The organism is Oceanobacillus polygoni (genome assembly GCF_008304605.1).
Taxonomy (GTDB): Bacteria; Bacillota; Bacilli; order Bacillales; family Amphibacillaceae; genus Oceanobacillus; species Oceanobacillus polygoni.
Genome location: NZ_PIJY01000010.1, coordinates 107,835 through 133,522, shown reverse-complemented (window position 1 = coordinate 133,522; position 25,688 = coordinate 107,835). Strand labels below are relative to the sequence as shown.

20 protein-coding genes and 2 pseudogenes are annotated in these 25,688 nt (G+C 38.7%); 14 read left to right on the top strand and 8 right to left on the bottom strand.

Annotated elements, in window-relative coordinates:
- The first annotated feature begins 172 nt into the window (after positions 1-172).
- Together asnB and F1560_RS04410 are read left to right on the top strand one after the other, a co-directional pair.
- The gene (gene asnB, locus F1560_RS04415) at positions 173-2,017 is read left to right on the top strand and encodes an asparagine synthase (glutamine-hydrolyzing) (protein WP_149473430.1); all 1,845 of its coding nucleotides are present in this window, start codon (positions 173-175) and stop codon (positions 2,015-2,017) included.
- 137 nt (positions 2,018-2,154) lie between these two features.
- Positions 2,155-2,436: a YciI family protein gene (locus tag F1560_RS04410; protein WP_149473429.1), complete on the top strand. Its 282-nt coding sequence runs from the start codon at positions 2,155-2,157 to the stop codon at positions 2,434-2,436.
- A 52-nt stretch (positions 2,437-2,488) separates the two neighbouring features.
- Here the strand turns inward: F1560_RS04410 and pflA are convergent, their stop codons facing one another.
- Complete coding sequence (gene pflA, locus F1560_RS04405; RefSeq protein ID WP_149473428.1) at positions 2,489-3,214, bottom strand: pyruvate formate-lyase-activating protein; 726 nt, start codon at positions 3,212-3,214, stop codon at positions 2,489-2,491.
- Between the two features lie 112 nt (positions 3,215-3,326).
- Positions 3,327-5,570 (bottom strand): annotated as a pseudogene (gene pflB, locus F1560_RS04400) (formate C-acetyltransferase).
- Between the two features lie 291 nt (positions 5,571-5,861).
- On the opposite strand from pflB, the gene F1560_RS04395 reads away from it, so the two are divergent.
- Both F1560_RS04395 and F1560_RS04390 read left to right on the top strand, forming a co-directional pair.
- Positions 5,862-6,434: a chromate transporter gene (locus F1560_RS04395; RefSeq protein WP_149473427.1), complete on the top strand. Its 573-nt coding sequence runs from the start codon at positions 5,862-5,864 to the stop codon at positions 6,432-6,434.
- The gene (locus F1560_RS04390; RefSeq protein ID WP_149473426.1) at positions 6,431-6,958 is read left to right on the top strand and encodes a chromate transporter; all 528 of its coding nucleotides are present in this window, start codon (positions 6,431-6,433) and stop codon (positions 6,956-6,958) included. The genes F1560_RS04395 and F1560_RS04390 overlap by 4 nt, the downstream gene beginning before the upstream one ends.
- Before the next feature lie 78 nt (positions 6,959-7,036).
- Here F1560_RS04390 and F1560_RS04385 read toward each other — a convergent pair whose 3' ends face one another.
- Together F1560_RS04385 and F1560_RS04380 are read right to left on the bottom strand one after the other, a co-directional pair.
- Positions 7,037-7,822, bottom strand: coding sequence for an HAD family hydrolase (locus F1560_RS04385; RefSeq protein WP_149473425.1), 786 nt, complete (start codon positions 7,820-7,822; stop codon positions 7,037-7,039).
- Between the two features lie 151 nt (positions 7,823-7,973).
- Positions 7,974-9,671 (bottom strand): annotated as a pseudogene (locus F1560_RS04380) (M3 family oligoendopeptidase).
- A gap of 362 nt (positions 9,672-10,033) precedes the next feature.
- Between F1560_RS04380 and F1560_RS04375 the strand changes: the two are divergent.
- The gene (locus F1560_RS04375; protein WP_149473424.1) at positions 10,034-10,801 is read left to right on the top strand and encodes a gluconate 2-dehydrogenase subunit 3 family protein; all 768 of its coding nucleotides are present in this window, start codon (positions 10,034-10,036) and stop codon (positions 10,799-10,801) included.
- Positions 10,802-10,835: 34 nt separating this feature from the next.
- Entirely contained in the window at positions 10,836-12,554 is a 1,719-nt protein-coding gene (locus tag F1560_RS04370; protein ID WP_149473423.1) for a GMC family oxidoreductase, read from the top strand.
- 111 nt (positions 12,555-12,665) lie between these two features.
- Here the strand turns inward: F1560_RS04370 and F1560_RS04365 are convergent, their stop codons facing one another.
- On the bottom strand, positions 12,666-13,427 hold the full coding sequence (locus tag F1560_RS04365; RefSeq protein ID WP_149473422.1) for an SDR family oxidoreductase: 762 nt from the start codon (positions 13,425-13,427) through the stop codon (positions 12,666-12,668).
- A gap of 152 nt (positions 13,428-13,579) precedes the next feature.
- Here F1560_RS04365 and F1560_RS04360 point away from each other — a divergent pair, with 152 nt between their 5' ends.
- A complete protein-coding gene (locus F1560_RS04360) occupies positions 13,580-14,146 on the top strand; it encodes a TetR/AcrR family transcriptional regulator (protein ID WP_149473421.1) in 567 nt (188 codons plus the stop codon).
- A 131-nt stretch (positions 14,147-14,277) separates the two neighbouring features.
- On the opposite strand, the gene F1560_RS04355 is transcribed toward F1560_RS04360, so the two are convergent.
- Positions 14,278-15,147 carry a LysR family transcriptional regulator gene (locus tag F1560_RS04355; protein WP_149473420.1) on the bottom strand — a complete coding sequence of 290 codons (870 nt, stop codon included), beginning with the start codon at positions 15,145-15,147 and terminating at the stop codon, positions 14,278-14,280.
- A gap of 185 nt (positions 15,148-15,332) precedes the next feature.
- Between F1560_RS04355 and F1560_RS04350 the strand changes: the two genes are divergently transcribed.
- Entirely contained in the window at positions 15,333-15,527 is a 195-nt protein-coding gene (locus F1560_RS04350; protein ID WP_187773623.1) for a YwbE family protein, read from the top strand.
- Positions 15,528-15,660: 133 nt separating this feature from the next.
- Positions 15,661-15,945 carry a hypothetical protein gene (locus F1560_RS04345; protein WP_149473419.1) on the top strand — a complete coding sequence of 95 codons (285 nt, stop codon included), beginning with the start codon at positions 15,661-15,663 and terminating at the stop codon, positions 15,943-15,945.
- 34 nt (positions 15,946-15,979) lie between these two features.
- Here the strand turns inward: F1560_RS04345 and F1560_RS04340 are convergent, their stop codons facing one another.
- The gene (locus tag F1560_RS04340) at positions 15,980-16,834 is read right to left on the bottom strand and encodes a CvfB family protein (RefSeq protein ID WP_149473418.1); all 855 of its coding nucleotides are present in this window, start codon (positions 16,832-16,834) and stop codon (positions 15,980-15,982) included.
- Positions 16,835-17,519: 685 nt separating this feature from the next.
- Between F1560_RS04340 and F1560_RS04335 the strand changes: the two genes are divergently transcribed.
- Positions 17,520-18,416 (top strand): AEC family transporter, encoded by an 897-nt coding sequence (locus tag F1560_RS04335; protein ID WP_149473417.1) that lies wholly within the window; start codon positions 17,520-17,522, stop codon positions 18,414-18,416.
- A 493-nt stretch (positions 18,417-18,909) separates the two neighbouring features.
- A complete protein-coding gene (locus F1560_RS04330) occupies positions 18,910-19,701 on the top strand; it encodes an SDR family oxidoreductase (protein WP_149473416.1) in 792 nt (263 codons plus the stop codon).
- A gap of 86 nt (positions 19,702-19,787) precedes the next feature.
- On the opposite strand, the gene ytaF is transcribed toward F1560_RS04330, so the two are convergent.
- Complete coding sequence (gene ytaF / locus F1560_RS04325; protein ID WP_149473415.1) at positions 19,788-20,411, bottom strand: sporulation membrane protein YtaF; 624 nt, start codon at positions 20,409-20,411, stop codon at positions 19,788-19,790.
- A gap of 284 nt (positions 20,412-20,695) precedes the next feature.
- Between ytaF and F1560_RS04320 the strand changes: the two genes are divergently transcribed.
- From F1560_RS04320 to F1560_RS04310, 3 genes are all read left to right on the top strand, one after another.
- Positions 20,696-22,867 (top strand): DNA topoisomerase III, encoded by a 2,172-nt coding sequence (locus tag F1560_RS04320; RefSeq protein WP_149473414.1) that lies wholly within the window; start codon positions 20,696-20,698, stop codon positions 22,865-22,867.
- Positions 22,868-23,158: 291 nt separating this feature from the next.
- Positions 23,159-24,355, top strand: a complete 1,197-nt coding sequence (locus tag F1560_RS04315) for a M20 metallopeptidase family protein (RefSeq protein ID WP_149473413.1) — start codon at positions 23,159-23,161, stop codon at positions 24,353-24,355.
- A 4-nt stretch (positions 24,356-24,359) separates the two neighbouring features.
- Positions 24,360-25,655, top strand: coding sequence for an amidohydrolase (locus tag F1560_RS04310; RefSeq protein ID WP_149473412.1), 1,296 nt, complete (start codon positions 24,360-24,362; stop codon positions 25,653-25,655).
- The last annotated feature ends 33 nt before the right edge of the window (positions 25,656-25,688 follow it).

Below are 25,688 nucleotides of genomic sequence, written 5' to 3'. Positions count from 1 at the left end.
ATTAAACTGCCACAGTCCTGTTGAATTTAGGACTATGGCAGCGTAGGTGTTTTTTCTTATCCCGTTTTACTGGGCCAGTTCAAAATCCTTTGGGTGTTTTTATCACTTTATCCAAATCTTTCGCATAGGATGAGAAGTAGACTTAAAAATGTGGTGGAAAGGGTGGCATCATTTGTGCGGAATAACTGGATTTGTTGATTGGAAGAGGCATGCTCGTACACGACAAGCAGTTTTGGAAAAAATGACAGATACGCTATCATTACGAGGACCTGATGAAACAAATCATTGGATCTATGAACATGCAGGGTTTGGACATAAGCGGCTGTCGGTTGTTGATTTAGAAGGTGGAAAACAACCGATGAGTAAGAAGAACAATGGCTTTACTTATACGATTGTTTACAACGGGGAGTTGTATAATACAGAGGAATTACGCCAGACACTCCTTCAGAAAGGCTATGTATTCCAAACATCATCCGATACGGAGGTTTTACTGACAGCTTACTTGGAATGGAAGGAAGACTGTGTCGGTTATCTAAATGGCATTTATGCATTCGGTGTTTGGGATGAAGAAAAAGAACAGCTTTTTATGTCCAGAGATCGTTTAGGTGTAAAACCATTATTTTATTGTGAGCAACAAGAACAATTCATATTTGGCTCTGAGTTGAAAGCCATCCTAGCTCATTCTGATGTCGAAGCAGTAATCGATCGTGAAGGACTATCGGAAATCTTTGGACTAGGTCCGTCAAGAACGCCAGGTCACGGATTATTCAAAGGAATACGTGAACTTCGTGCGGCACATTCGTTGATTTTTTCAAAAAATGGGTTAAAGGTTTGGCGTTATTGGAATATGGTTAGCAAGCCACATGAAGATTCGCTGGAAGAGACGGCAAATCGGGTAAGGGAGCTAGTCGTTGATGCAGTGCAGCGCCAGCTTGTTGCAGATGTACCTGTATCTACTTTTTTATCTGGTGGTTTAGACTCTAGCGCAATTACAGCTATAGCTGCAGACTATTTTAAAGAAAAAGGGAAAGGGTCATTAACGACTTTTTCGGTTGATTATGAAGGAAATGATCAACACTTCCAATCTAGTACCTTCCAGCCATCTAGTGATAGACCGTGGATTGAGAGAATGGTTAATGAATTCTCGACAGACCACCATGATGAAATTATCTCCGGACGTGAGCTTGCCGCTTTATTGAAGGAAGCGGTAGATGTCCGAGATCAGCCTGGTCAGGCGGACATTGATTCATCCTTATTATGGTTTTGTCGTCGAATTAAAGGAGAAACAACGGTGGCGCTGTCAGGTGAATGTGCGGATGAAATCTTTGGCGGTTACCCGTGGTTCCATGATCCCTCGGCTACTGGAGATGGATTCCCTTGGATGCGTTCATTGGATGCACGAATTGATTTGCTTAATCCAGAATGGCAAAAGAAATTGGATTTAAAAAGCTATGTGCGGGATCGTTATCAAGAAACCGTTAGGGAAACGCCAAGATTGGATGGGGAAGTACCAGAAGAGGCAAAACGTAGGGAGCTTTTCTATTTAAACATGCAATGGTTTATGTCGCAATTACTTGATCGAAAGGACCGCATGAGTATGGGAGCCAGCTTGGAAGTGCGTGTACCTTATGCAGACCATCGAATTGTGGAATATGTTTGGAATATTCCCTGGGAAATGAAAAATCTTGAAGGACGTGAAAAAGGAATTTTACGTAAAGCATTGGAAGGTATTGTACCAGATGATGTTTTATACCGAAAAAAGAGTCCGTATCCGAGAACATTTCAGCCAGAGTATACCAAGCAGGTCGTAAACTGGATGGAAGAAATATTAGAAGACCCGAATGCTCGCTTATTTGAGTTTATGAGACGTGAAAAGGTTGAGGCTATCGTAAAAAGTGAGGGGACGGAGTTTAAGGAGCCATGGTATGGGCAGCTGATGCGTGGTCCTCAGTTAATTGCACACTTATGCCAAATTGATTATTGGCTGCGAAAATATGATGTGAAGATTCAAGTATGATATAAAGGTTCTCTTAAAAGGATTGGCTCCCTTTTAAGAGAACCATTTATGTATGCGGACATTTCGTTTAATTTCTTCCTGTATATTTTCATAAATTACGATATAATGAAACTAGTCCAAATAGGAGGGGAATACATATGAACCATTATGCTGCTTTATCACCAATGAAAGATGCTGAAAAGAGCAAACATTATCGACAAGAACACCTAGATTATCTAGAAGGATTAGAAAAACAAGGGAAGGTTTTTGCAAAGGGACGTTTTACCGATGGTACTGGTGGACTCGTCATTTACATTGCAGAAAGCTTTGAAGAAGTAGAAGAAATAGTAAAGAACGATCCGTATGTTGTTCATGGAGCAAGAGGATATGAGATTCATGAGTGGGTAATGCAAACGGATGCTGTTTTACCAGAAAAATAAATTATTTATAAAAGTCAGGGCTCTATTTCTAAAGAAGAGTCCTGACTTTTTGTTATGCGTTTAAAATTTTTGATGCATTTTGAATCCGTGCTTCTGTTGGTGGATTGACACCTTCAAGCGGATAATTTAGTCCGAGTGCTTCCCACTTGTATACGCCCATCTTATGATAAGGTAATACTTCGATTTTCTTGACATTATTCAACGTATGAATAAAATAAGATAATTGCTTTAGATCTTCATCATTATCACTATGTCCAGGAACAAGTACATGACGGATCCAAACAGGGATACCTTTTTCATCTAAATAACGAGCAAGTGTAAGAATATGTTCGTTAGACATTCCTGTCAGAACCTTGTGCTTAACTGGATCGATTTGTTTAATGTCCATTAACACGAGATCAGTAAGTTCTAATAGTTCGTCAAGTTGTTTCAAAAATGTAGGGGATTTCGAGAAACAGCCACCAGCTGTGTCGATCGCTGTATGGATACCTAATTCTTTTAGTTCTTTAAAAAGTGCTATCAGAAACTTTACGTGGAGAAGTGGTTCACCACCACTTACGGTAACTCCACCACCGGATGCTTGGAAAAAGGGGAGGTAATCCTCGATGTCCGTAACGAGCTCATTAACGGTCATTTCCTTACCATCACCAATTTTCCAGGTGTCTGGATTATGGCAAAATTGGCAACGGAGTGGACAGCCCTGCATAAAAATAATATAGCGAAGACCTGGACCATCTACGGTTCCACATGTTTCGATAGAATGAATTCGACCTTTCACTTGAAAAACCTCCCCATACTTATTGATTGTAGTTCTGTAACAGGGGGTCGCCGAGGTAGGGGCGAGCACCCATATTATCTAGCTATCGAAGGCTTCTAGCCCTGCAAAAATCTTACATGCCTTCATGGAATGTTCGATTAATAACATCCAATTGTTGTTCTCGCGTTAATTTAATAAAGTTTACTGCATACCCAGATACACGAATGGTTAGCTGTGGATATTGTTCTGGATGCTCCATCGCATCGAGCAATGTTTCACGATCAAACACGTTGACATTTAAATGATGGCCACCTTTTATAGTATATCCGTCTAGCATTCCTGCTAGGTTTTGGATTCGTGTACGATCTTCTTTACCTAACGCTTTTGGTACAATGGAGAAGGTGTTGCTAATCCCGTCCAATGCATGCTCGTAAGGTAGTTTTGCAACAGAACTTAATGAGGCAAGAGCACCTTTTTCGTCACGACCATGTAATGGATTCGCACCAGGTGCAAATGGTTCCCCGGATTTTCGACCATCTGGTGTGTTTCCGGTCTTTTTTCCATAAACAACATTGGAAGTGATCGTTAAAACAGAAAGAGTTGGAACAGAATTTCTATATGTTTGATGCTTTTTGATTTTCTCCATGAATGATGTGACAAGCTCAACTGCAATTGCATCTACCCGATCATCATTATTACCGTATTTTGGAAAGTCTCCTTCGATTTTGTAATCTACGGCATAGCCATCTTCATTACGAATTACTTTTACATTCGTATGCTTGATTGCGCTAAGTGAATCTGCTGCAACAGATAAACCTGCAATCCCAGTTGCCATTGTCCGGAGAATATTTTTATCATGTAATGCCATTTCAATTCGTTCATAGCTATATTTATCATGCATGAAGTGGATTACATTTAATGTATTAACATATAATCCTGCAAGCCAATCTAGCATTTGATCGTATTTTTCCCTTACTTCTTCATAGTGTAGATATTCCGTAGTAATCGGCTCGTTTTTTGGTCCTACTTGAGCGAAGGATTGTTCATCCACCCCTCCATTAATTGCATATAGCAATGCTTTCGCTAAGTTAGCCCGTGCACCGAAGAACTGCATTTGCTTCCCAATCTCCATTGCAGAAACACAGCATGCAATTCCATAATCATCTCCAAATTGCTGGCGCATGAGATCGTCATTTTAATATTGAATCGAACTTGTCTTAATGGACATATGTGCACAATATTCCTTGAACGGCTTTGGTAATTGATCAGACCATAAAACCGTTAAGTTTGGTTCAGGTGCAGGTCCTAAATTGTCTAATGTGTGTAAAAATCGGAACGAGTTCTTCGTCACAAGCGGTGTTCCATCCTTGGCGATCCCACCGATTGATTCCGTTACCCAAGTTGGGTCCCCACTAAATAATTCATTGTAATCTGGTGTTCTAGCAAATTTTACAAGTCGTAGTTTCATTACAAAATGGTCGACAAGCTCCTGGACTGCTTCTTCCGTGATGGCACCATTTTGCAGATCACGTTCGATATAAATGTCTAAGAAGGTAGACACTCTACCAAGACTCATTGCTGCACCATTTTGCTCTTTAATTGCTGCTAAATAACCAAAATATAGCCATTGGAATGCTTCTGTTGCGTTGGTTGCAGGCTTCGAAATATCAAATCCATAATCGGCGCCAAGCTGTTTCAATTCCTGTAAAGCGCGAATTTGTTCATTAAGCTCTTCACGATCACGAATGATTTTCTCTGACATAACGCCATTTGCTCCAGTTGCTTCAAGTTCTTTTTGCTTATCCTTGATTAACGTATCAACACCATACAAAGCTACTCGTCTATAATCGCCAATAATTCGCCCACGTCCATATGCATCCGGTAGACCTGTAATAATTCCTGCTTTCCTTGCTGCTCGCATTTCTGGTGTGTACGCATCAAAAACGCCTTGATTATGTGTCTTACGATAATTCGTGAAAACCTGTTTAACCTCTTCGTCTATTTCGTATCCATATGCTTTGAGTGCATCATCTGCCATTCGAATACCACCAAAGGGCTGAAGAGAGCGCTTAAATGGCTGGTCTGTTTGGATACCAACAATTTTTTCAATACCTTTATTTAAATACCCGGCCCCGTGTGACGTAATGGTTGATACAATCGTAGTATCCATATCCAATACGCCACCATTTTCACGTTCCTGTTTTGTTAAATCCATGACTTGTTTCCATAACGCTGTCGTGTTGTCAGTCGGTCCTGCTAAAAAGCTCTCGTCATCCGTATAAACGGTGATGTTTTGCATAATAAAATCACGAACATTAATTTCTTCCTGCCATTTTCCACCTTTAAAATCAACTTTACCTTGAGTAGTTACAGTCATAATAACCCTCCTAAAAGATATTGTGAAACATTGAGCATTCCTTATATGTTTATCATATCACAGTTTCTTTGGTGGAGATATTTAAAATGTTAAGGAAGTGTGTCAGAATTGTTACTATATCTTGGCAGTGAGGAAAGAATGATCTAATTTAAAAATGGGGTAGAGAATTACCATAGCGGAATAGTTAAAAAACATGTTCAATTAACGTATAATGATATAAAATGATTCGCACGACATGTAAAAGGAGAATTATAGTAAACATTTATAAAAAATAGAAAAGGTTTGTGACGTATGAGAAAACATTGGAATTTATTTGTTGCATTTTTTCGCGTAGGAATGCTTGGATTTGGAGGAGGCCCTGCCTCGATTCCGCTTATTCAAAAAGAAGTAGTTGATCATTATAAATGGATGGATAACGAGGAATTTGGTGATATTCTTGCTCTAGCAAACACATTGCCAGGTCCGATTGCTACGAAGCTACCTGGTTATATTGGTTATCGCGTTGCCCGGACACTAGGAATGATAAATGCTGTCCTTGCTACGACTGTACCGACGATTCTTTTAATGATTGTTTTACTTACTTCACTTTCGCAAATTAGAGAATTCGATTGGGTTCAAGGCATGACAGCAGCAGTTGTTCCAGTAGTAGGAATGATGATGGCTGTCCTGACATGGCAGTTTGCTGAGAAAGCCGCTGCTGGCTTAGGCTGGATAAAGACATGTATTTTTCTTGTCATTTTCTTTATCATTTTGCAAATGCTTCAGGTTCATCCAGGCATTGTGATTGGCGTTCTACTTATTCTTGCGCTGTCTCTACCAGCTCGCAAACGGAATAAGGGGAATAAAGAAGGTGACCACCTATGATTTATATTGATATTTTTATCGCCTTTTTTATTCCAGGTATTTTAGGGTATGGGGGAGGCCCTGCTTCCATTCCGCTTATTGAAAATGAAGTGGTAATTCGATATGGCTGGATGACCGTCCAGGAATTTAGTGAGATTCTTGCACTTGGTAACTCTTTACCAGGTCCAATTGCTACGAAAATGGCAGGCTACATCGGCTATGAAGTAGGAGGGGTTTTTGGTGCTATTGTAGGATTATTTGCTACGGTTGCACCGTCACTAATTTTATTAATATTCCTTGGTGGATTGTTATTAAAATATAAAGATTCTCCTAAGGTAAAGCGACTAACGCTTTTTGTTCAGCCGGTTATTGCTATTTTACTTGGCGTTATGGCGTGGCGGTTTTTCAGTGAATCCTATGAAGGGATCGGTATTTGGCAGACTGTTCTACTTGTTGGGGTTAGTTTTTTACTAATTGAACGTTTAAAAATACATCCCGCACTTGTTATCGCTGGGGCTCTGATTTATGGCGGGTTTCTTTTATAGTCCGGTCTATTTCGTCCTTGAGCTCAAATTATGATAAAAAGCAAAACCCTTCAACATTATGAGGGTTTTGCTTTCCTTTTATTTTACGATTCCAAGCTTTTTTAATCCGTTAAAGATACCTGAATCACTAACAGATGTTGTTCGATGCTTCGCATAAGCGAAAAGGTCTGGATGTGCATTATCCATTGCAAACCCTTCTCCTACAGCTTGCAGCATTTCACTATCATTCATTCCATCTCCAAAAGCGATAGCCTGCTCTTTTGGTACAGCAAGTCGCTTTAGGATTTTCGCTACGGCTTCCCCTTTATTGACGTTTTTTCGGATAATATCAAGAGCCCTCGTTGCACCTTCGACATTTACTTGCGACATGCGAATATTTTCTTCTATTTCATAAAGCACTGCATCCTCTGGATCAACATTTAACACCGTTGCACCAATGATTTGATTAGCAACTTCTTCGGTAAATAACGCATTTTGTTTTAACTGGAAGATTTCATTAAATTTCTTAACAAATGGATGGTCAAGTGATGTGAAGTAGTTCTTTTCTTTTGTATAAAGAACAAGTTCATGCTGGTGTTCCTTTGCGATTTTGATGAATTCTTTTACAATCGTTGGATCCATTGGCTCGTCAACTACGGTTTGATCTTGGTAGATTGCATAGCCACCGTTATATGCAATAAATGAATCAATGGATAATTCTTCAGCAAGCTCTTGAATTTCAATGTATGGTCTGCCAGTCGCAATGAAAACTTCAATCCCATTTTGCTTTGCTTGTTCAATTGCCGTTTTCGTTGATTCTGTGTATGTATGATCTGGTTGCAAAATGGTTCCATCGATATCTAGAAAAAGTACTTTATATGTCATGATAATCTCCTTTATGTATGCATTTGTAGTCCATTCTAGCATAAAGGATATAGGGATTGTACTAATACCAACCTGAGTTTACATAACATTAACTTTTTAATGTATGAACAAAAAAGCAGTATTCAACAAGGAATACTGCTTTTGGTCAAATTTATAACGCTTTATCGTCCACGGATTCGAACCAATCTTCAATCGTTTTGATAACCGCTTCAACGGTTCCTTCCTCAAACGGAGAATTTAGTTTTGCTGTTTTCACAAGACTTAGGAAGGACTGAGACCCACCTTGCTTACAGAGATTTAAATAATCCTCCCATGCCTCCTTGTGGTTTTCTCGTGACTTTTTCCAAAATTGGAACGCGCAAATTTGAGCAAGTGTATAATCAATATAATAGAAAGGTATATCGTAAATATGCCCTTGACGCTGCCAATAACCACCAGACGTTAAGTATGCATTACCATCATAATCACGATGTGGTAAATAAACCTCCTCGAGCTTCTTCCAAGCATCTTTACGCTGCTCTGGTGTCCAGTCTGGGTTTTCATACACAAGATGCTGGAATTCGTCTACAGCAACCCCATAAGGTAGGAATTGTAGACCATCAGCTAAATGAGAGTACTTATATTTATCTGTGTCCTCTTTGAAGAAAAGCTCCATCCATGGCCACGTTATAAATTCCATACTCATGGAATGAATTTCTGCAGCTTCACTTGTAGGGAAGATGTATTCAGGAACTTTCAGATTCCGGCTAGTATAGACTTGGAAAGCATGTCCTGCTTCATGTGTTAGCACATCAATATCACCAGAAGTTCCATTGAAATTTGCAAAAATATACGGAGCCTCGTAATCCTCAATAAATGTACAGTATCCACCAGCTTCTTTTCCTTTTTTCGCCTCGAGATCCATTAGATTTCGGTCGAGCATAAATTGGAAGAATTCATTTGTCTCATCGGATAATTCTTGATACATTTTTTTGCCGTTTTCAATAATCCAGTCCGGAGAACCTTTTGGCTTGGCATTACCACTTTTAAACTGGAAGTTTTCATCATAAAACTTCAATGAATCGACACCAATACGCGCAGCTTGCTTTTCATATAGCTTCGTAGCAAGTGGAACGATGTAATCACGAACTTGCTTGCGGAAATTAGCAACCATTTCAGCGTTTTAATCAATGCGCTGCATTCTCAAATAACCAACTTCAACAAAGTTTTTGTAACCAAGCTTCAATGCGATTTCGTGTCGAACTTTTACGAGCTGATCATAAATGGAATCGAATTGATCTGCATGACTCTCAAAAAAGTGAGCATTTGCAGTGATAGCTTGCTTACGAATTTCTCTATCTTTACTTTGTGCAAATGGTGCAAGCTGTGCCAATGTATAGGTCTCACCTTGAAAGGCTACTTCTGCAGAAGCTACAAGCTTTGAGTATTCAGAAGCAAGTTTGTTTTCCTTTTGCAATAAGCTAATGATTTCTGGTGAAAAAGCTTTAATTTCTTTATCAACAAGCTGAAAGAACTGTGAACCGAATTGTTTCTCTAAATTGTTTCGAAAAGACGAGCTAACCAGTTCCTTATAAAATTCAGTGTTCATTTCCTTGAGATTTGGTTGAATCTCATCAAAAAAATCACGTTCCTGTTGGTAAAATTCATCCTTTGTATCAATAGATGCACGAATATACACCAAGTTGTATAAGGTTGATAGTCTATTACGAAAAGCATTGATGCTTTCTGTAGCAGAAATTGCTTCTTCTGCTGATTGTGCATCTGTAAATTTCTTTAAAAGCTCTTTAAATGTCACTTGCTCCTCATGGAGAACAGGTCTTTCATAAACATATTCTTCAAATTTTAGCATGGTGAGCCCCCTCAAATATATATATCATAAAATAATTCGACTTCCTATGAAAAAAACCTCTATTTTTAAGTATCCTTTTTGAAATTTATTATTTTATAAAACCTTAAAATTATGAACTATAACGTTTTCATAAGTGTTTAATTATGATATATAACTAAATTCGCATTGTTATTTAGAAGGATTCCTATGCTATAATTATTTTAATTGAGATTGAAGAAAGCTTTCCGCTACATAGTAAAATGGAAGCTCTCTCATCCGAAATGGGTGAGAGTTTCTTTGTAGTGCTTTTGAACGGATATCGTTAATTCCTTTCTTAAGTAGTCAAATCAAATATTATCAGTCAATTTACTGGGGGTTTTGTGATGGAAGAATCAGAGAAATATCAACTAGATGAAAAGGGGTCATCAAGGCGTAAGTTCCTTAGAAATTCTGGGGTAGCAGCTGGTGGGGTAGTTGTCGGTAGTGTACTAGGAGGCTTAATTGGCTTTGGTGAAAAAGAGCCTAAAGAAACAGCTATTAATCACGAACATGCGGCAACACCCGCGGCAAACCCAAATGCAGCATTAATGTTTTTTACACCGGATCAATACCAAACTACAATCGCTGCAACAGAGCGGATTTTCCCTGCAGATGATAATGGACCAGGTGCTGCTGATTTAAATGTAGCTATTTATATTGATCATCAATTGGCAAGTCCTTGGGGAATTAATGCAAAAGATTATATGTTAGGTGCATTTTATAAAGCAGAGGCCACTCAACAGGAACAAGTACGTATTTTACGGAAAGATTTATTTTTGCTGGGGTTAAAGGGATTAGATGACTATAGTGCGAAAAAATTTGATAGCAAATTTACTTCTTTAGATGCCCAGCAACAGGATGAAGTTTTGACCGATTTTGAAAAAGGGGAACACAAGCTTTCTGGTGTATCGAGCAGTATTTTCTTTGGCTTGCTTCGTATGTTAACGATTGAAGGTGCATACGCAGATCCAATGTATGGTGGAAATAAAGATATGGAAGGCTGGGCAATGCGTAAATTCCCAGGTTCTCGGATGAATTTTAACAATGAAGTGGTAAGTAAAGAATTTATTGAATTGGAGCCTGAAAGTTTACAAAGCCATATGGGGCACTAATCGAAGAGGGACTTGAAGAAAGGATATGACGAACATGAGCACAAAATTACCTAAAGTGCCTGCGGTTATAGTAGGGATGGGATGGGCCGGTGGTATTATTGCTGCCGAGCTTACTAAAGCAGGAATTCCAGTTGTAGGACTTGAGCGTGGGAAAGAGCGAACTACGAATGACTATTTAATGGGACATGATGAGCTTCGCTTTCAACATCGAACCGAATTAATGCAAGATTTATCAAAAGAAACCATTACACATCGTAATAATCCAAACATGCGAGCACTTCCAATGCGCAGTTATGGAACGTTTATTGTTGGAGATGGTGTTGGTGGTGCAGGAAGTCACTGGAACGGACAGACTTACCGTTTTCTTCCATATGATTTTGAAATTAAAACACTGACAGAAGAAAAATATGGAGCAAATAAACTAGGTCCAGAATATACATTACAGGACTGGGGTATGACGTACGATGAAATTGAACCCTATTATGATACATTCGAAAAAATGGCGGGGATATCTGGTGAAACAGTAGAAATGTATGGACATCGTTCAAACCCTTATCCAACTGGACCGATGGTGAAAACACCTACATTTGAACTTTTTGAGGAAGCTACTAAAAAGTTTGGCTATCATCCATATATGATTCCATCAGGCAACCTTTCGGAAAACTACACGAATCCCGATGGAATTGCACGTGGAGCATGTCAATACTGTGCATACTGTGAAAACTTTGGTTGTGAATATGGTGCAAAGGCCGATCCAGTTGTTACGGTTATCCCGGTTGCAAAAGAAACAGGTAACCTTGACCTTCGAACACATTCCAATGTAACCCAAATTTTAAATGATGGAACAAAAGCAACAGGAGTTGTTTATGTCAACACAATTACGGGCGAAGAATTCGAACAACCAGCAGATGTTGTTATTGTAACGAGTTATGTATTTAATAATGTTCGTTTACTACTAAACTCTAACATAGGCACACCGTATAACCCAGAAACTGGGGAAGGATCAATTGGTAAAAATTATTGTTATCAAGTAAGTGCAGGTGCTACTACTTTGTTCTATGATGATAAATCGTTTAATAACTATGCTGGCGCGGGTGCATTAGGTATTGAAATTCCTGATTTTGCGGGAGATAACTTTGATCATTCGGATGTAAACTTTATTCATGGTTCAGGGATTCGTATGACGCAATATGGTAACCGTCCAATAGCAATTAACCATACTCCAAGTGGAACACCATCGTGGGGAGCGGAATTTAAAAAGCAATCGATTAAATATGCAAATAGCACGTTACAGGTGAAATCACAAGGTGCAAGCATACCACATAAAGATAATTACCTTGATCTTGATCCTGAGTATAAAGATGCATATGGCATGCCATTATTACGTATGACTTATGACTACACCGAACAAGATAAAGAGTTAGTAAAATACATGGCTAAAGTAACGCGTAAAATTGCGGAAGAAATTGGTGCAGACCATTACGAAACATCGGAAGAGCAAGCACCCTTTAATGTTAATGTAGATACAAATACACATAACACTGGTGGTGTAATTATGGGGGCTGATCCGGAAACCTCGGCAGTAAACTCCTATTTACAAATGTGGGAAGCTGAAAATGTATTTGTTATTGGTGCTTCTGCATTTCCTCATAACAGTTCCTTTAACCCGACAGGAACGATTGGCGCGTTATCTTACAGAGCTTCTGAAGGTATTATTAAATACCTTGAAGATGGTGGCGGATTACTCGTATAATTGTTGTTTGAGTCTGTTCCCGATAAGCTGTTGGAGAGTTAGCATTAATACAATGGAAATAAAAAGCACTTTCTCTTTTGCAATAGAGAAGGTGCTTTTACATTAGCAATATTAGAATGCAGCAGTCCAACCGCCATCAACTGTAAGAACTGTTCCGTTTATAAAGCTTGCTTCCTCTGATGCAAGGAAAAGAGCAGCATTTGCAATTTCTTGAGGATCACCAACTTTTGGAATAACTCCTTGGACTGTTTTTGTTCGTTCCATCCCAAACTGACTAATATTTTTCATGGAAGCAGAAATATTTGTATTTACTGCACCAGGAGCGATCGCATTGCAGCGAATCCCTTTCTGGGCGTACATATAACCTGTGTTCTTCGTTAAACCAACAACTGCATGCTTAGAAGCGCCATATGTTGCTCCGGCATGCGCCCCATTTAAACCGCCTGTTGAAGCAATATTCACAATGACACCAGATCCTTGTTCCAGAAATAACGGAATTGCTTTACGCATCGAACGCATAACGCCTTTCGTATTTACATCAAATATCAAATCCCAACGCTCGTCCGTAATGTCAGCAACTGGTTCAAATCCATCCATAATCCCTGCGTTGTTAACTAAGATATCTAATCTTCCGTATTCATTAATAGCTGTATCAATCATGAGTTCTATGTCTACTTGGTTTGCAACATTAACTTGAACGGCAATAGCAAGACCATTATCTGCAATAATTTCATTTACAACTTCTTCAGCACCTTCGAAATTAAGGTCAGCTACAATTACTTTTGCACCTTCCTTAGCATACAACTTCGCAATTGCTTTTCCCATACCAGAAGCAGCACCAGTTACTATCGCAACTTTTTCTCGTAATTTCATTTTAACTTCCTCCTTCATATTGATGAAGATAATGAACAACTGTACAATAAAATTATATATGGTCTATTAAGGAAGCACAATCAACAAAAAATCGGAAAATGCTGTTTAATGAACGCTTATTAAGAAATATGTTGATTAAGGGTGGAAAAAAAGTGAAAAAAGATTTACGGATTATAAAGACGGAAGAAAGTTTGCGAAAGGCACTGCTCACACTGTTAAAAACAAAGACTTTAGAAACAATAACAATTTCAGAGCTATGTAGGTTGGCGCAAATTAATCGAGGGACCTTTTATCTGCATTATCGTGATGTCTATGATGTGTTTCGTCATTACTTTGAAGTGATTGTGGAAGATTTTAGAAAGGCATATGAGAAACCATATTTGAATACAAATTTTAATATTAATAATATGACTCCTGATATGATTGATATTTTTAATCATGTAAAAAAATATAAAGCATTTTATCAGATTATATTTGATGGGAAATCTCCAATGACCTATTATTATCTCGTCTTGGATACAATTCGTAAATTCATGGAAGAATCCCTGAGCATAGATAATAATGCAGTGTATTTGGACGTTGACTTCGATTACCTCATAAGCTACCACGCCAATGCAATAATCGGGATTATCATTGAGTTGCATAAACAAAACTATACAACACCGATAGAGATATTGAATGAGCAGCTAATCAAGCTCATAACAAACACTAGGTCATAAAGGTGACCATCTTGAACCTTTAATAGGAGTGAGGAGGCATGAAGAAGTATAAGCATTGTAACTTCCATAAAAAAATGCCCCCCGTGGAGAATGGGGGACAACTTGTTTTTTCAGTAACGTTCATCCTGTTTTTAATTAACCTGTTCTTTGACAATATCAATAAATAGCTTGGTTGCTCGGGAAACTTGCTGTAGTGAAATAGCAGCTAATGCGATATTTCGCCGATAGTCGGTTAAAATTGGCCGAGCGAATTTCCACATTTCCGTATCTTTTATAGCAAGTTCCGGGAGGATGGATAACCCAAGGCTTTCCTGAATCATTCCGAGCATTGTATTTAGATTGGAAACGGTATATTTTTGATGATATGGCAATCCTTTATCAATAAATAATTGTTCAATCGCTTTTGGATTTCCCCACTTTCCAACAATTAATGATTCACTTGAAAGATCCGACAGCGTAATAAATGACTTTTCAAGTAAATGATGTTCAGGAGGAAATACGGCCATATATTTATCTTCCACTAATGGGATAATATCTAGACTATTATGGGGAGAGTAAATAAATCCAATATCTACCTCACGTGATGTGATCCAGTTGAAAACCTCCTCAATGGACCCTTCAAACAATTCGATGGTTATGTTTGGATATTTTTGCTGGACTGCCTGAATAACCTTAGGCAGAAAACGTGCGGATACATCGGGAAAACCAGCGACTTTGATTGTGCCAGTTTCAAGGCCTTTTTCTGCTGTTACTTCCTGATCAATTATTTTTAGGCTATTTTCAATTGTGCGGATTTGCAGAAGGATCTTTTCGCCGATATCTGTCAGAATGAGTCCCTTTGATTTATCCCGAATCAGTAGTGATACACCAAGTTCAGCTTCAAGACTAGCAACAGCCTGACTGACAGCTGGTTGTGTCATATTTAAGGCTTGACCTGCCTTTGTAAAATTGCCGATCTGGATAACTTTTGAAAAAATTTGAAGCTGTGTAATAGTTGCCATACGTTTGTTTATTCCTTTCATCTATTTCAATTACAGTTTATCACATATGAAAAGCAGTGGTTTTAAGAAATGTTCGTGCATTTTTCTTTATTCTAGTATATTATGGCTAAAGTTAGAAGTACAAGCGATGCTAAAAATAGGCTTTCGTTTAAGAGTTGAATGAATGCGTGGGGAGGGATAGTTAGATGATAGTTGATGGAAGATATCGAAAAAATATTTATCCTGGTCAAGAAGTGGAAATTGTATTGAAGCAAGATCAACGTACAGGAAAAATAACAGCAGGAACTGTGAAAGATCTTCTGACAAAATCGGAGTTTCATCCACATGGAATCAAAGTTAGATTAGAGGACGGTCAAGTTGGACGAATCCATGTAAAATAGGGGTGACTTAACTAGAAGAATTGCTCCCAAAAAGTTGAAGCAATCCATCGGAAAAGCGATAATCTAATTGACTTTGATTTCTTTCAATTGTAGACTATAGATAATGTCATTTTATATTTATGGGGTGAAAGTTATGATTTTGGCAGTTTTTACAATCGGGGCGATTTTAACAATCGTAACACTTCTTGCAAACGTTATACTTGTTAAAATGACCGCAAAAGAATCAAGGTCTTGCTATTATCCAAATATCTTCTTAGTCATTGTTGGGTTATTACTACTAGGAGTAGCATCGATCGCTCCTAAAGTAGACATACTAGGAGCAGGATTTGGTGGTTGGGGAATTGCAGCATTATTCTCAGCAGCAATCGGATTTGTTATTACATCGATTATTGACGCGTACCAAAATGTAACAGCTTAAAAAAACACAGCATCTTTTCACAGATGCTGTGTTTTTATTTTAAGTATGTCATTCCATCACGCTGTTCTACTTTTCCTTCTTTTAAAAGTCTGCCTAAAGCTCGTTTAAAAGCGGCTTTACTGATACGGAAGGTTCCGCGGATATCTTCTGGATCACTCTTATCGTTAAAGGGAATAACACCATTATTTTCTTCCAAATGTGCTAAGATGCTCGTAGCATCTTCTCCGATACTATCCTGTTTTAATGGACGAAGGGAAACATTTAATGTTCCATCTACCTTCACATCAATCACACGCCCATGAACGAATTCACCGAGCCTTGGCTCTTCTTTTCGTTCTGTATGATGAATGAATCCACGATAGTCATCTTCGGTTATAATAGCGGATCCTTCTTTACTTGTATGATAAACCGTTCCACTTATTGGCTGATTGTATAATTCTTCTGGTGCTAATTCGACTTCTCTTGCAATGATTCCTTCCGTAGCCGGTACTGCAAGCAGACGTCCTTTTTGATCTCTACCTAAAGTGATAAAAAGTTTATCACCAGGATGCGGCCAAACAGCTTCGAATAATGGGAGGTCGTCAACAGATACAAGCATTTCCTTTGCGATTCCGATGTTAACAAAAGCTCCTAATTTAGGAATAACTTCAACTACTTCAGCCCAATCATAGGTATCCATTTGAACAGATGGCAATGTCGTTGTAGCTGCAATGTTTCCCTTTTTGTCATTATAGAGAAAAACATCAATTTCTCTTCCTTCATCGTATGCATGATCGGCTTCATTATGATGTAAAAGCGCCTCTTGTCCATTTTTTTCTAATACATAGCCTGTGTCAATCTTTCGGGAAACAGTCATTGTTTGTACCGTGCCTATTGGTAATGTATTCATATATTTACCTACTTTCATTCTTTTCTAAAGTGTCCTACATGTGCGCAATCGTAGTATGTATTGGAAAAGGAGTACCCTCATTATTAAGAGTACCCCTTTGATTTAAAAGTAACACATAAGTTTAATTTTATTTTATTATCCCGATTGTTTCGGGTGGGAAATTCTTGTTCATCAGCTATTTACTTGATAGCGTGTGAAAGTGTATTACTTGTTTTATTCAATAAAGTTATTGTTCAAAAACCTAGTATTGACCAAGTCTTCTATGCAAATATATTCATTGCAATATACAGATAGCAGCATTTTATTCTTTTCTATCTGCCAAGAATTTCACTTAACCGCGGTACGTGTTCCACTGGATGTCCTCTAACTTAAGCAACGTAGCCCTACCTGCTCTACGTCCTTGCGACCCCTAAGTCGCGCCAGTGTGAATAAGCATCTTCAAAAACATTGTAGAATGCCAGAATTACTTATTTGTTACTAGATAAGTTATCATACCATGCGTGATAACTTCTGTCAAACCCAAAATTCTTTGCATCTGAACGAGAGGAAAGGGAGCTTACGACAAAAAGGAGAGACATGATGAAATTTTAAATGCTAGAAAATAAGATAAATAGTCTTTCTTTCTAGAAGTGCTAAAAATTGTGATAAACTAGTGAATAGTTCTAATAAAATGGAGATGTCATGCATGAGTTTATTTCTGAATATCATTGTACCGATTATGGCAGTATTTGCTTCAGGCTTTATACTGCAACGAATTCGTATTTTAGATGTAAGGTCGGTATCAGCTATTTCGCTTTACATATTGTCACCCGCTCTTATCTTTGTAACCTTATATGATACAGAGTTTAATAGTGGCTATATGGTAATTGTTATTTATATGCTCGTATTATTCTATATTATGGTAGGCATCAATAAGCTATTAGCCAAAATCTTCAAATGGGATCCCAATACAGAAAGTGCTTCGATTCTAGCATCAGGGTTTATGAATTCCGGTAATTACGGCTTGCCAGTTGTGCTGTATACGGTAGGTAATGCTGCATTACCTTATGCTATTTTCATCATGGTTGTCCAAGCATTACAAAATAACTTTTTTGGCGTTTATTATGCTTCACGAAGCAAGAGTGGTTTCCGGCGTGCTTTTGAAAATGTATTAAAAATGCCTACCACCTATGCGGCGATTTTAGCGTTTATTTTTCAGTTTTTTTCTATTCAAATACCTGATTCGGTTCATTCAACATTAGAAATGGTAGGGAATTCAGCTATTCCCGTAATGATGATTATGCTTGGTATGCAGCTTGCGTCAATAACAGCGCTGAAACTCAATTGGCAGGTAGTTATTTCTGCTGTAACATTGAAAATGATTGCTGCACCAATCATTGGGATAATTTTTGTTTCTATTCTTGATGTAGATCCAGTAATTGCTTCTGTTATTATTATCATTTCAGCAATGCCAACGGCTGCTACAACAACCATGTATGCCATAGAGTTTGATACGGAGCCAGAACTTGTTTCAAGTATTACATTTATTGCAACATTAGTTAGTATTGTTACGCTTAGTATTTTGTTAAATATTATTGTTTAATCTTTATGTTTTGTCTGGAGTTATATGGGGAAGCTTGTTATTAAACTCAAACATTCCAGAAAAAGGAGAATAACATGATTAGAACAATACTAATGATAATCGGAGCAATAGTAGTAATCGGGTTTATTATTTCATTACTTTAATAGGAATAATAATACGAGACAAGAGGCTGGGACATAACGAAAGTGTTTAATGTTAAAGACGAACGATGCACAAACTTAGCGTAGGAAATATACGTAGACTCCTGCGGGAGGAAAGGCATACGTGAGACACCGTAGTGCGATAGCACAAGGGGCTCACCAGCCGCCTTAGGATGCGCGAAGTATATTTCCGGAGCGAGTTATTTGCAATAATCATGTTCGGTTTTATATTTATAAAAACACTTGTGTCCCGGCCTCTTTTTATGTTGAATACGTTAGAAAAGGTTAAGTTTATAGAGGGTTTCATTTGATTTTTGCTATAATTGAAAAAAGAATAAAAGGAGGCATTCGTGATGGAGTTGGAGCTAAAAGGCAAATCAGTTATCGTAACAGCAGCAAGCAAAGGGCTTGGAAAGGCAATTGCAAAGGAGTTTGCAAAGGAAGGTGCTCATGTTTTATTGAGTAGCAGGGATGAAGAAGCATTGGATCTTGCAGTCCAAGAAATCAAACAGGAAACTGGAAATACACAGGTTGATTATGCTATTTGTGATATGAAGAATCCTGAAGCGATTGATCGGCTCGTTGAAAAAGCATTGGCCTGGAATGGTACAATTGATGTACTCATTAATAACGCAGGAGGCCCCCCGGCAGGTTCGTTTATGGATATGTCGGATGATGATTGGTATCACGCATTTGAATTAAATCTGCTTAGCTTTGTCCGTACGATAAGAGCGGTTGTTCCATTCATGCAAAAACAGAACCGAGGTCATATTGTAAATCTTGCATCATCCTCGATTAAACAAAGCTTGGATCAATTGGTGCTCTCGAATACGATGCGTCCTGGTATCGTTGGACTTGCTAAAACATTGGCACAGGAATTGAGTGCTGATAATATTTTAGTCAATACAGTTGGTCCTGGAACAATTGAAACGGATCGACTTAATGAGTTATACAAGGTGAAAGCAGAGAAAAGACAGGTTACGGTTGAAAATATTATAGAGGAAACAGAAAAGCAGATTCCAATGAAACGATTCGGTCAGCCAGAGGAGTTTGCGAAGGCAGTAGTATTCTTAGCGTCTGGTTCAAATACATACATCACTGGACAATCTCTAATCATTGATGGTGGTCAGGTAAAGGCGTTATAAAGAAAATTCAAACAGGACCAGGCGATAATAGCCTGATCCTGTTTTTAACCTTACGTTCACCAAACCTTTTAAACAACTACGGTAAGCTAAAAGATATTAAAAATCCCAATTGCGATTAAAATCATTGGTGGCAGAAAAGTTAGGCGCTGCAATTTCTCTTGCTGCGCTAATAATATTCCTAGCTTCATACCGAAAAATAAAAAGAATCCACTCATACAAGCTGTAAGAACGGCAGTCAGTAAAGGCGAATAACCAAGCATCGAAGCACCAATTCCAGCACCGAATGCATCAAGTGCTAATGCTAATCCGAGTAGAAAAGCCTCACCAGCTGAAATCGAACCAGAATGATCTAAATCTGCTTTATCGGGTGTCGTCATTACGGTTTTAATATCTTCTATTTTTGTTGTGTAAGCCTTACTAGTAGAAGGAGCATTTACTAATTTGGCCCGGATAACATTAACAAATGAAAATAAACCGATCGCAATTAAAATGATTCCTCCGAGTACTTTAGCTATTTCCTTCGAGATAAAAAAGCTTAGCAAATCACCGACCAACATAGATGTATAAACAATAATACCTGAACAGAGCATGATGATGCCTAATGCAATAACAGGTACTTTAATTTTTCGCAGTCCATAAGTGATTCCAACTCCGAACCCATCTAAACTAACTGCTGTAACTAATAAGAGTAATCCAGTATAATAAAGCATCTAACCATATCCTTTACAAGGTTCTAGATTATAGTATGGAAAGGATGGTTACGTTGTGCTTGCGGTAGTTAGCCTGCACGAAACACCTAATTTATGATAAAGTAGCAGTAGATGTTTCCCTTCATTATCATTAAGAAGATGGAGGATATAAGGATAAAGTGAATACCACTTCCTGGATAGGAAACGGTGTAGGTTACGTATTTGCATAAGTACGTCCTAACCATCCGTTTAGTGTCTTTGGAAAGGTTAGTTTTAGGAAGCGGATTATAGAGAGGATTTTTTTGATGAGTAAAATAGTTGTATTAGCAGAAAAGCCGTCTGTTGGTCGTGACATTGCAAGGGTGCTTGGGTGCTCGAAAAAGGGAAATGGCTATCTGGAAGGTTCTAAATATATTGTAACGTGGGCGCTCGGCCATCTTGTTACGTTAGCCGATCCAGAAACCTATAATGATAAATATAAAACATGGCGAATGGAAGATTTGCCAATGCTCCCGCCAGATTTACGGCTTGTCGTTATTAAAAAGACTGGTAAACAATTTCAAGCGGTGAAAACCCAGCTGAATCGTAAGGATGTTAGTGAAGTTGTGATTGCAACTGATGCTGGTCGTGAAGGGGAGCTGGTTGCTCGCTGGATCTTGGAAAAAGCACGGATAAAAAAACCAGTGAAACGTTTATGGATTTCTTCTGTTACCGATAAAGCGATCCGTGATGGTTTTAAGAACCTAAAACCTGGCGCAAAGTACATGCATTTGTATGAATCGGCGGTTGCTAGGTCAGAAGCCGACTGGTATGTCGGTCTGAATGCAACACGCGCATTAACAACAAAGCATAATGCGCAGTTGTCCAGTGGTCGTGTGCAAACACCAACACTTGCGATGATCGCTGCAAGAGAGCAGGAAATCAAGGAATTTAAGCCTAGGAAATTTTACGGTATCGAAGCAAAAACAGATAAAGGATTTAAGCTGATCTGGCAGGATGAAAAAAATAATTCGCGTATTTTTTCCGAAGATAAAGCTGACCATTTGCTAAGTCAATTGAAAAATAAGCATGCAACTGTTGTTCAAGTTGATAAACAGCATAAAAAGAAGTTTGCACCACAGCTTTATGACTTAACGGAATTACAGCGAGATGCAAACCGAATCTTCAATTTTTCTGGAAAACAGACATTGTCGATTATGCAAAAGCTTTATGAACAGCATAAGGTTTTGACCTATCCACGAACGGATTCACGTGTTATCTCTACAGATATTGTTCCTACATTAAAGGATCGAGTAAAAGCATGTGGAGTCGATGAATATGCAAAATCAGCTGCGAAAATTTTAAAGAAGGATTTGAAACTATCCAAGGCAGTTGTCGATAATGCGAAGGTATCGGATCACCATGCGATTATTCCAACGGAACAGCCGGTTCTGTTAGCGGATTTAGATGATAAGGAACTTAAAATTTATGACCTTGTGGTGAAACGTTTTCTTGCCGTGCTTTCAGATGCCTATGAATTTGAGCAAACAACAGTTATGGCTGAAATTGGTGCAGAGCGCTTCATCGCTAAAGGAAAAGTAATTAAAAAACTAGGCTGGAAGGAAATTTACAATAATCGCAGGGATGACGATGATCATCAAGATGATCAACGCTTACCGGTTATTCAAAAAGGAGATAACCTAACGAATATTCGTATTTCACGTACAGAGGGAGAAACAAAGCCACCAGAACGTTTTACAGAAGGGGCATTGTTACAGGCGATGGAAAATCCTGTGCGTTACATGAGTTCCGATGAAAAGCATTTGGCAAAAACAATCAATCAAACAGGTGGTATTGGGACGGTAGCGACACGAGCAGATATTATTGAAAAGTTATTTAACAATATGTATATGGAACTAAAAGGGAAATATATTTATTTAACTCCAACAGGTCGTCAGTTACTTGATCTTGTACCAGAGGATTTACGCTCTCCGGCCTTAACTGCAGAATGGGAACAGAAGCTTGCTTTAATTGCAGAAGGTAAGCTTGCGAAAGGGAAATTTATTTCCGAAATTAAAACCTATACAAGAGAAGCGGTTCAGGAGATTAAGAACAGTGGAGATACATTCAAGCATGATAATATGACGGGAACGAAATGTCCAAGTTGTGGAAAGCTCATGCTGGAAATAAAGAATAAGCATGGACGCAAGCTCGTCTGTCAAGATCGCTCTTGTGGGCATAAGAAAAATATTGCCAAACAAACGAATGCCCGCTGTCCAAATTGCCATAAACGACTGGAGCTCCGTGGTGAAGGAGAAGGGCAAATGTTTATGTGCAAATGTGGTCACAGAGAAAAACTCTCCACATTTAATAAGCGAAAACAGGAAGAGAAGAAGCGTAACGTATCGAAAAAAGACGTGAACAAATATTTGAAGAAGCAGGATGAGGGATTTAAAAATAATGCACTCGCTGATGCATTGGCGAAGCTGAAGAAATAATAGGGAAGACTTTCTGGCCAGGGATGGCAGAGAGTCTTTTTTTATGGTGATTGAGCAAGTCGAAAAAACTGTATTAGTAAATGGAGCGAGCAATTTGAGAAACCGGTATTCGCAGCGATAATCATTGCTACATCGCTCTTAATTATAAGTTATGGAAAATACGGTATTCACAAAATAAATTGTTAACTTACAAAAAAATATATACAAGAAAGAAAAAAATCTGTATAATCCTTTTATCGGACTATTTAAGGTATTTTTCCGTAAATGGAGCAGTATTTTGGAGGTTTTTATATGCAACACAAAATAGAAGCAATAATGAATCAAATAGAAGAGGAAGTAATTGCTAATAGACGGCATCTGCACCAATATCCAGAGCTTAGTAATCAGGAAAAAGAGACTTCCCATTATATTCAAGAAAAATTAACAGAATATGGGATATCTTTTGAAACTGGTTATGCAACGCATGGAGTATTAGGGATTATAAAAGGTAAAAAGCCGGGTAAAACTGTTGCATTACGTGCAGACATTGATGCATTGCCAATTCAGGAATTAAATAATCATGATTTCGCATCTACGCACCCGAATGTGATGCATGCCTGTGGTCATGATGCCCATACAGCTATGCTACTTGGTGCAGGATGTATTTTGCAACAAATGCAAGAAGAACTTCACGGGACGATATTACTTGTTTTTCAACCAGCTGAAGAAGCATCACCTGTAGGTGGAGCTCAAGTCATGATGGATGACGGTGTGTTTGATACATACACGCCGGATGTTATTTTCGGTCAGCATGTATGGCCATCCATGCCAGCAGGTACTGTCGGAGTCCATGATCGGGAAGTAATGGGAGCATCGGATCGTTTTAAGGTCGTGTTAGAAGGTAAAGGCGGTCATGCCAGTATGCCACACCAAACAAATGATGCTGTTATAGCAACGGGGCATTTGATTACAGCCTTGCAGACGATTGTCAGTAGAAATCTAGATCCAATGGAAGCTTCCGTCGTTACGATTAGTATGCTAGAAGCTGGCAGTGTACCGAATATTATTCCGCGTGAAGTAACTATACAAGGGTCGATTCGTACATATGATGCTGAAATCAGGGAGAAGTTGAAAGAGCGTTTCTTCCAAATTACGAATCAAATTGCAGCAGCTTTTGGTGTTAAAGCACAGATTGAATATGTGGAAGGTTATCCAGCAACAATTAATACACCGAAATGGGCGCAGCTTGCCAGGAACTCCGTACAAAAGGTTCTAGGAGAAGAAGCAACCCCTGCTCAGCAGCCGGCTTTAGCAGGCGAAGATTTCGGAAGGTTTCTACAAAAATATCCTGGAGCATTCATTTGGCTCGGAACTCAGATAGAGGATAAAGACAATCAGGCACCCCTGCATGACGCGAATTTTAAATTGAATGAACGTGCATTACCGAATGGAACAAAACTACTTGCCCAACTAGCGATCGATGCATTACAAAAATTGAATGAGGAGTGAGTGTATGTCTGATTTCATAAAAAGTATTGAAGCTGAGCTGATTACTTGGCGTCGGCTGTTTCATCAGTATCCTGAACTTGGCTTTATGGAGTATATAACAACTTACCGACTCGGAAAAGAGCTGGAGAAGCTTGGATTTACCATCCATCTTGGAGAAGAGGCCCTAGACCATGATGCAAGACTTGGAATTCCAAATGAAGCAGATTTGAATGAACACGAATTGTTAGCAAAAGCAGAAGGTGTGGAAGCGTCTTGGCTTGCAAAAATGAGCGGAGGACTTACAGGGCTTGTAGCAACGTGGGATACTGGAAGACCTGGAGATCATGTAGCATTCAGGTTCGATATCGATGCATTACCGATTACGGAAACAAAAGATACGAATCATATCCCCGCAAAAGAAGGCTTTCTTTCTACAACCGAACAAACGATGCATGCTTGTGGTCATGATGGGCATATGACAATTGGTTTAGGAGTTGCGACGTTTATTGCAACGCATCAATCGAGCTTAAAGGGAAAGTTCACTTTATTGTTTCAACCCGCCGAAGAAGGTGGACGAGGTGCTAAAGCGATGACCGAGAAAGGATGGTTAGATGATGTCGATTATTTTTATAGTGGGCATATTGGTATTCAATCCTTGCCTATTGGGACAGTCGCTGCAACGACAGAAGGGTTCCTCGCATCATCGAAGCTCAATGTCACATTTACAGGTGTGTCTTCACATGCAGGAATGCATCCGGAATTAGGGAGGAATGCCTTACTTGCTGCGGCTGTAACAGCGACAAATCTTTATGCGATTCCAAGGCATAGTGACGGTATTACTCGGATTAATGTCGGGAAAATGGTTGCTGGCAGCGGTAGAAATATTATTCCTAGTGACGCTTATCTTGAAATCGAGACGAGAGGAGAAACTAGGCAGGTTAATGATTATATGCTAGCGGAAGCAACCCGAATCATAAAAGCATCAGCGGACATGTATGATGTGTCCTATGAAATTACTCCTGTTGGGATTACGGAAGAAATGGTGTGTAGTGAAACACTAATACCGAAAATAACAAAAGCTTGCCAATCGAGTGACTATGTAAAAGAAGTTCTTCCTATAGCAAAGGTATCTGGCTCAGAGGATGCAAGTTTTATGATGAATCGTGTACAACAGCATGGTGGTAAAGCAACTTATATGTTATTTGGAACCGAATTGAAATACCCCCATCATCATCCTTCTTTCGATTTCCAAGAAAACGTTCTAGCTGTTGCTTTGGATACATTTATAAAAATCATTGAAGGAGGTTCACAGAATGAGTAATTTGAATCGTTGGCTTGAAGAAAAATACTAGCT

Bases quoted from the DNA above. Each gene is read 5' to 3' on its own strand.
- F1560_RS04330 (WP_149473416.1), top strand. From the start codon at position 18,910: ATGGAGTTGGAGCTAAAAGGCAAATCAGTTATCGTAACAGCAGCAAGC.
- F1560_RS04375 (WP_149473424.1), top strand. From the start codon at position 10,034: ATGGAAGAATCAGAGAAATATCAACTAGATGAAAAGGGGTCATCAAGG.
- F1560_RS04340 (WP_149473418.1), bottom strand. From the start codon at position 16,834: ATGAATACATTACCAATAGGCACGGTACAAACAATGACTGTTTCCCGA.
- F1560_RS04320 (WP_149473414.1), top strand. From the start codon at position 20,696: ATGAGTAAAATAGTTGTATTAGCAGAAAAGCCGTCTGTTGGTCGTGAC.
- F1560_RS04310 (WP_149473412.1), top strand. From the start codon at position 24,360: ATGTCTGATTTCATAAAAAGTATTGAAGCTGAGCTGATTACTTGGCGT.
- F1560_RS04315 (WP_149473413.1), top strand. From the start codon at position 23,159: ATGCAACACAAAATAGAAGCAATAATGAATCAAATAGAAGAGGAAGTA.
- F1560_RS04355 (WP_149473420.1), bottom strand. From the start codon at position 15,147: ATGGCAACTATTACACAGCTTCAAATTTTTTCAAAAGTTATCCAGATC.
- F1560_RS04345 (WP_149473419.1), top strand. From the start codon at position 15,661: ATGATTTTGGCAGTTTTTACAATCGGGGCGATTTTAACAATCGTAACA.
- ytaF (WP_149473415.1), bottom strand. From the start codon at position 20,411: ATGCTTTATTATACTGGATTACTCTTATTAGTTACAGCAGTTAGTTTA.
- F1560_RS04370 (WP_149473423.1), top strand. From the start codon at position 10,836: ATGAGCACAAAATTACCTAAAGTGCCTGCGGTTATAGTAGGGATGGGA.
- F1560_RS04410 (WP_149473429.1), top strand. From the start codon at position 2,155: ATGAACCATTATGCTGCTTTATCACCAATGAAAGATGCTGAAAAGAGC.
- F1560_RS04385 (WP_149473425.1), bottom strand. From the start codon at position 7,822: ATGACATATAAAGTACTTTTTCTAGATATCGATGGAACCATTTTGCAA.
- F1560_RS04350 (WP_187773623.1), top strand. From the start codon at position 15,333: ATGATAGTTGATGGAAGATATCGAAAAAATATTTATCCTGGTCAAGAA.
- F1560_RS04390 (WP_149473426.1), top strand. From the start codon at position 6,431: ATGATTTATATTGATATTTTTATCGCCTTTTTTATTCCAGGTATTTTA.
- F1560_RS04395 (WP_149473427.1), top strand. From the start codon at position 5,862: ATGAGAAAACATTGGAATTTATTTGTTGCATTTTTTCGCGTAGGAATG.
- F1560_RS04365 (WP_149473422.1), bottom strand. From the start codon at position 13,427: ATGAAATTACGAGAAAAAGTTGCGATAGTAACTGGTGCTGCTTCTGGT.
- F1560_RS04335 (WP_149473417.1), top strand. From the start codon at position 17,520: ATGAGTTTATTTCTGAATATCATTGTACCGATTATGGCAGTATTTGCT.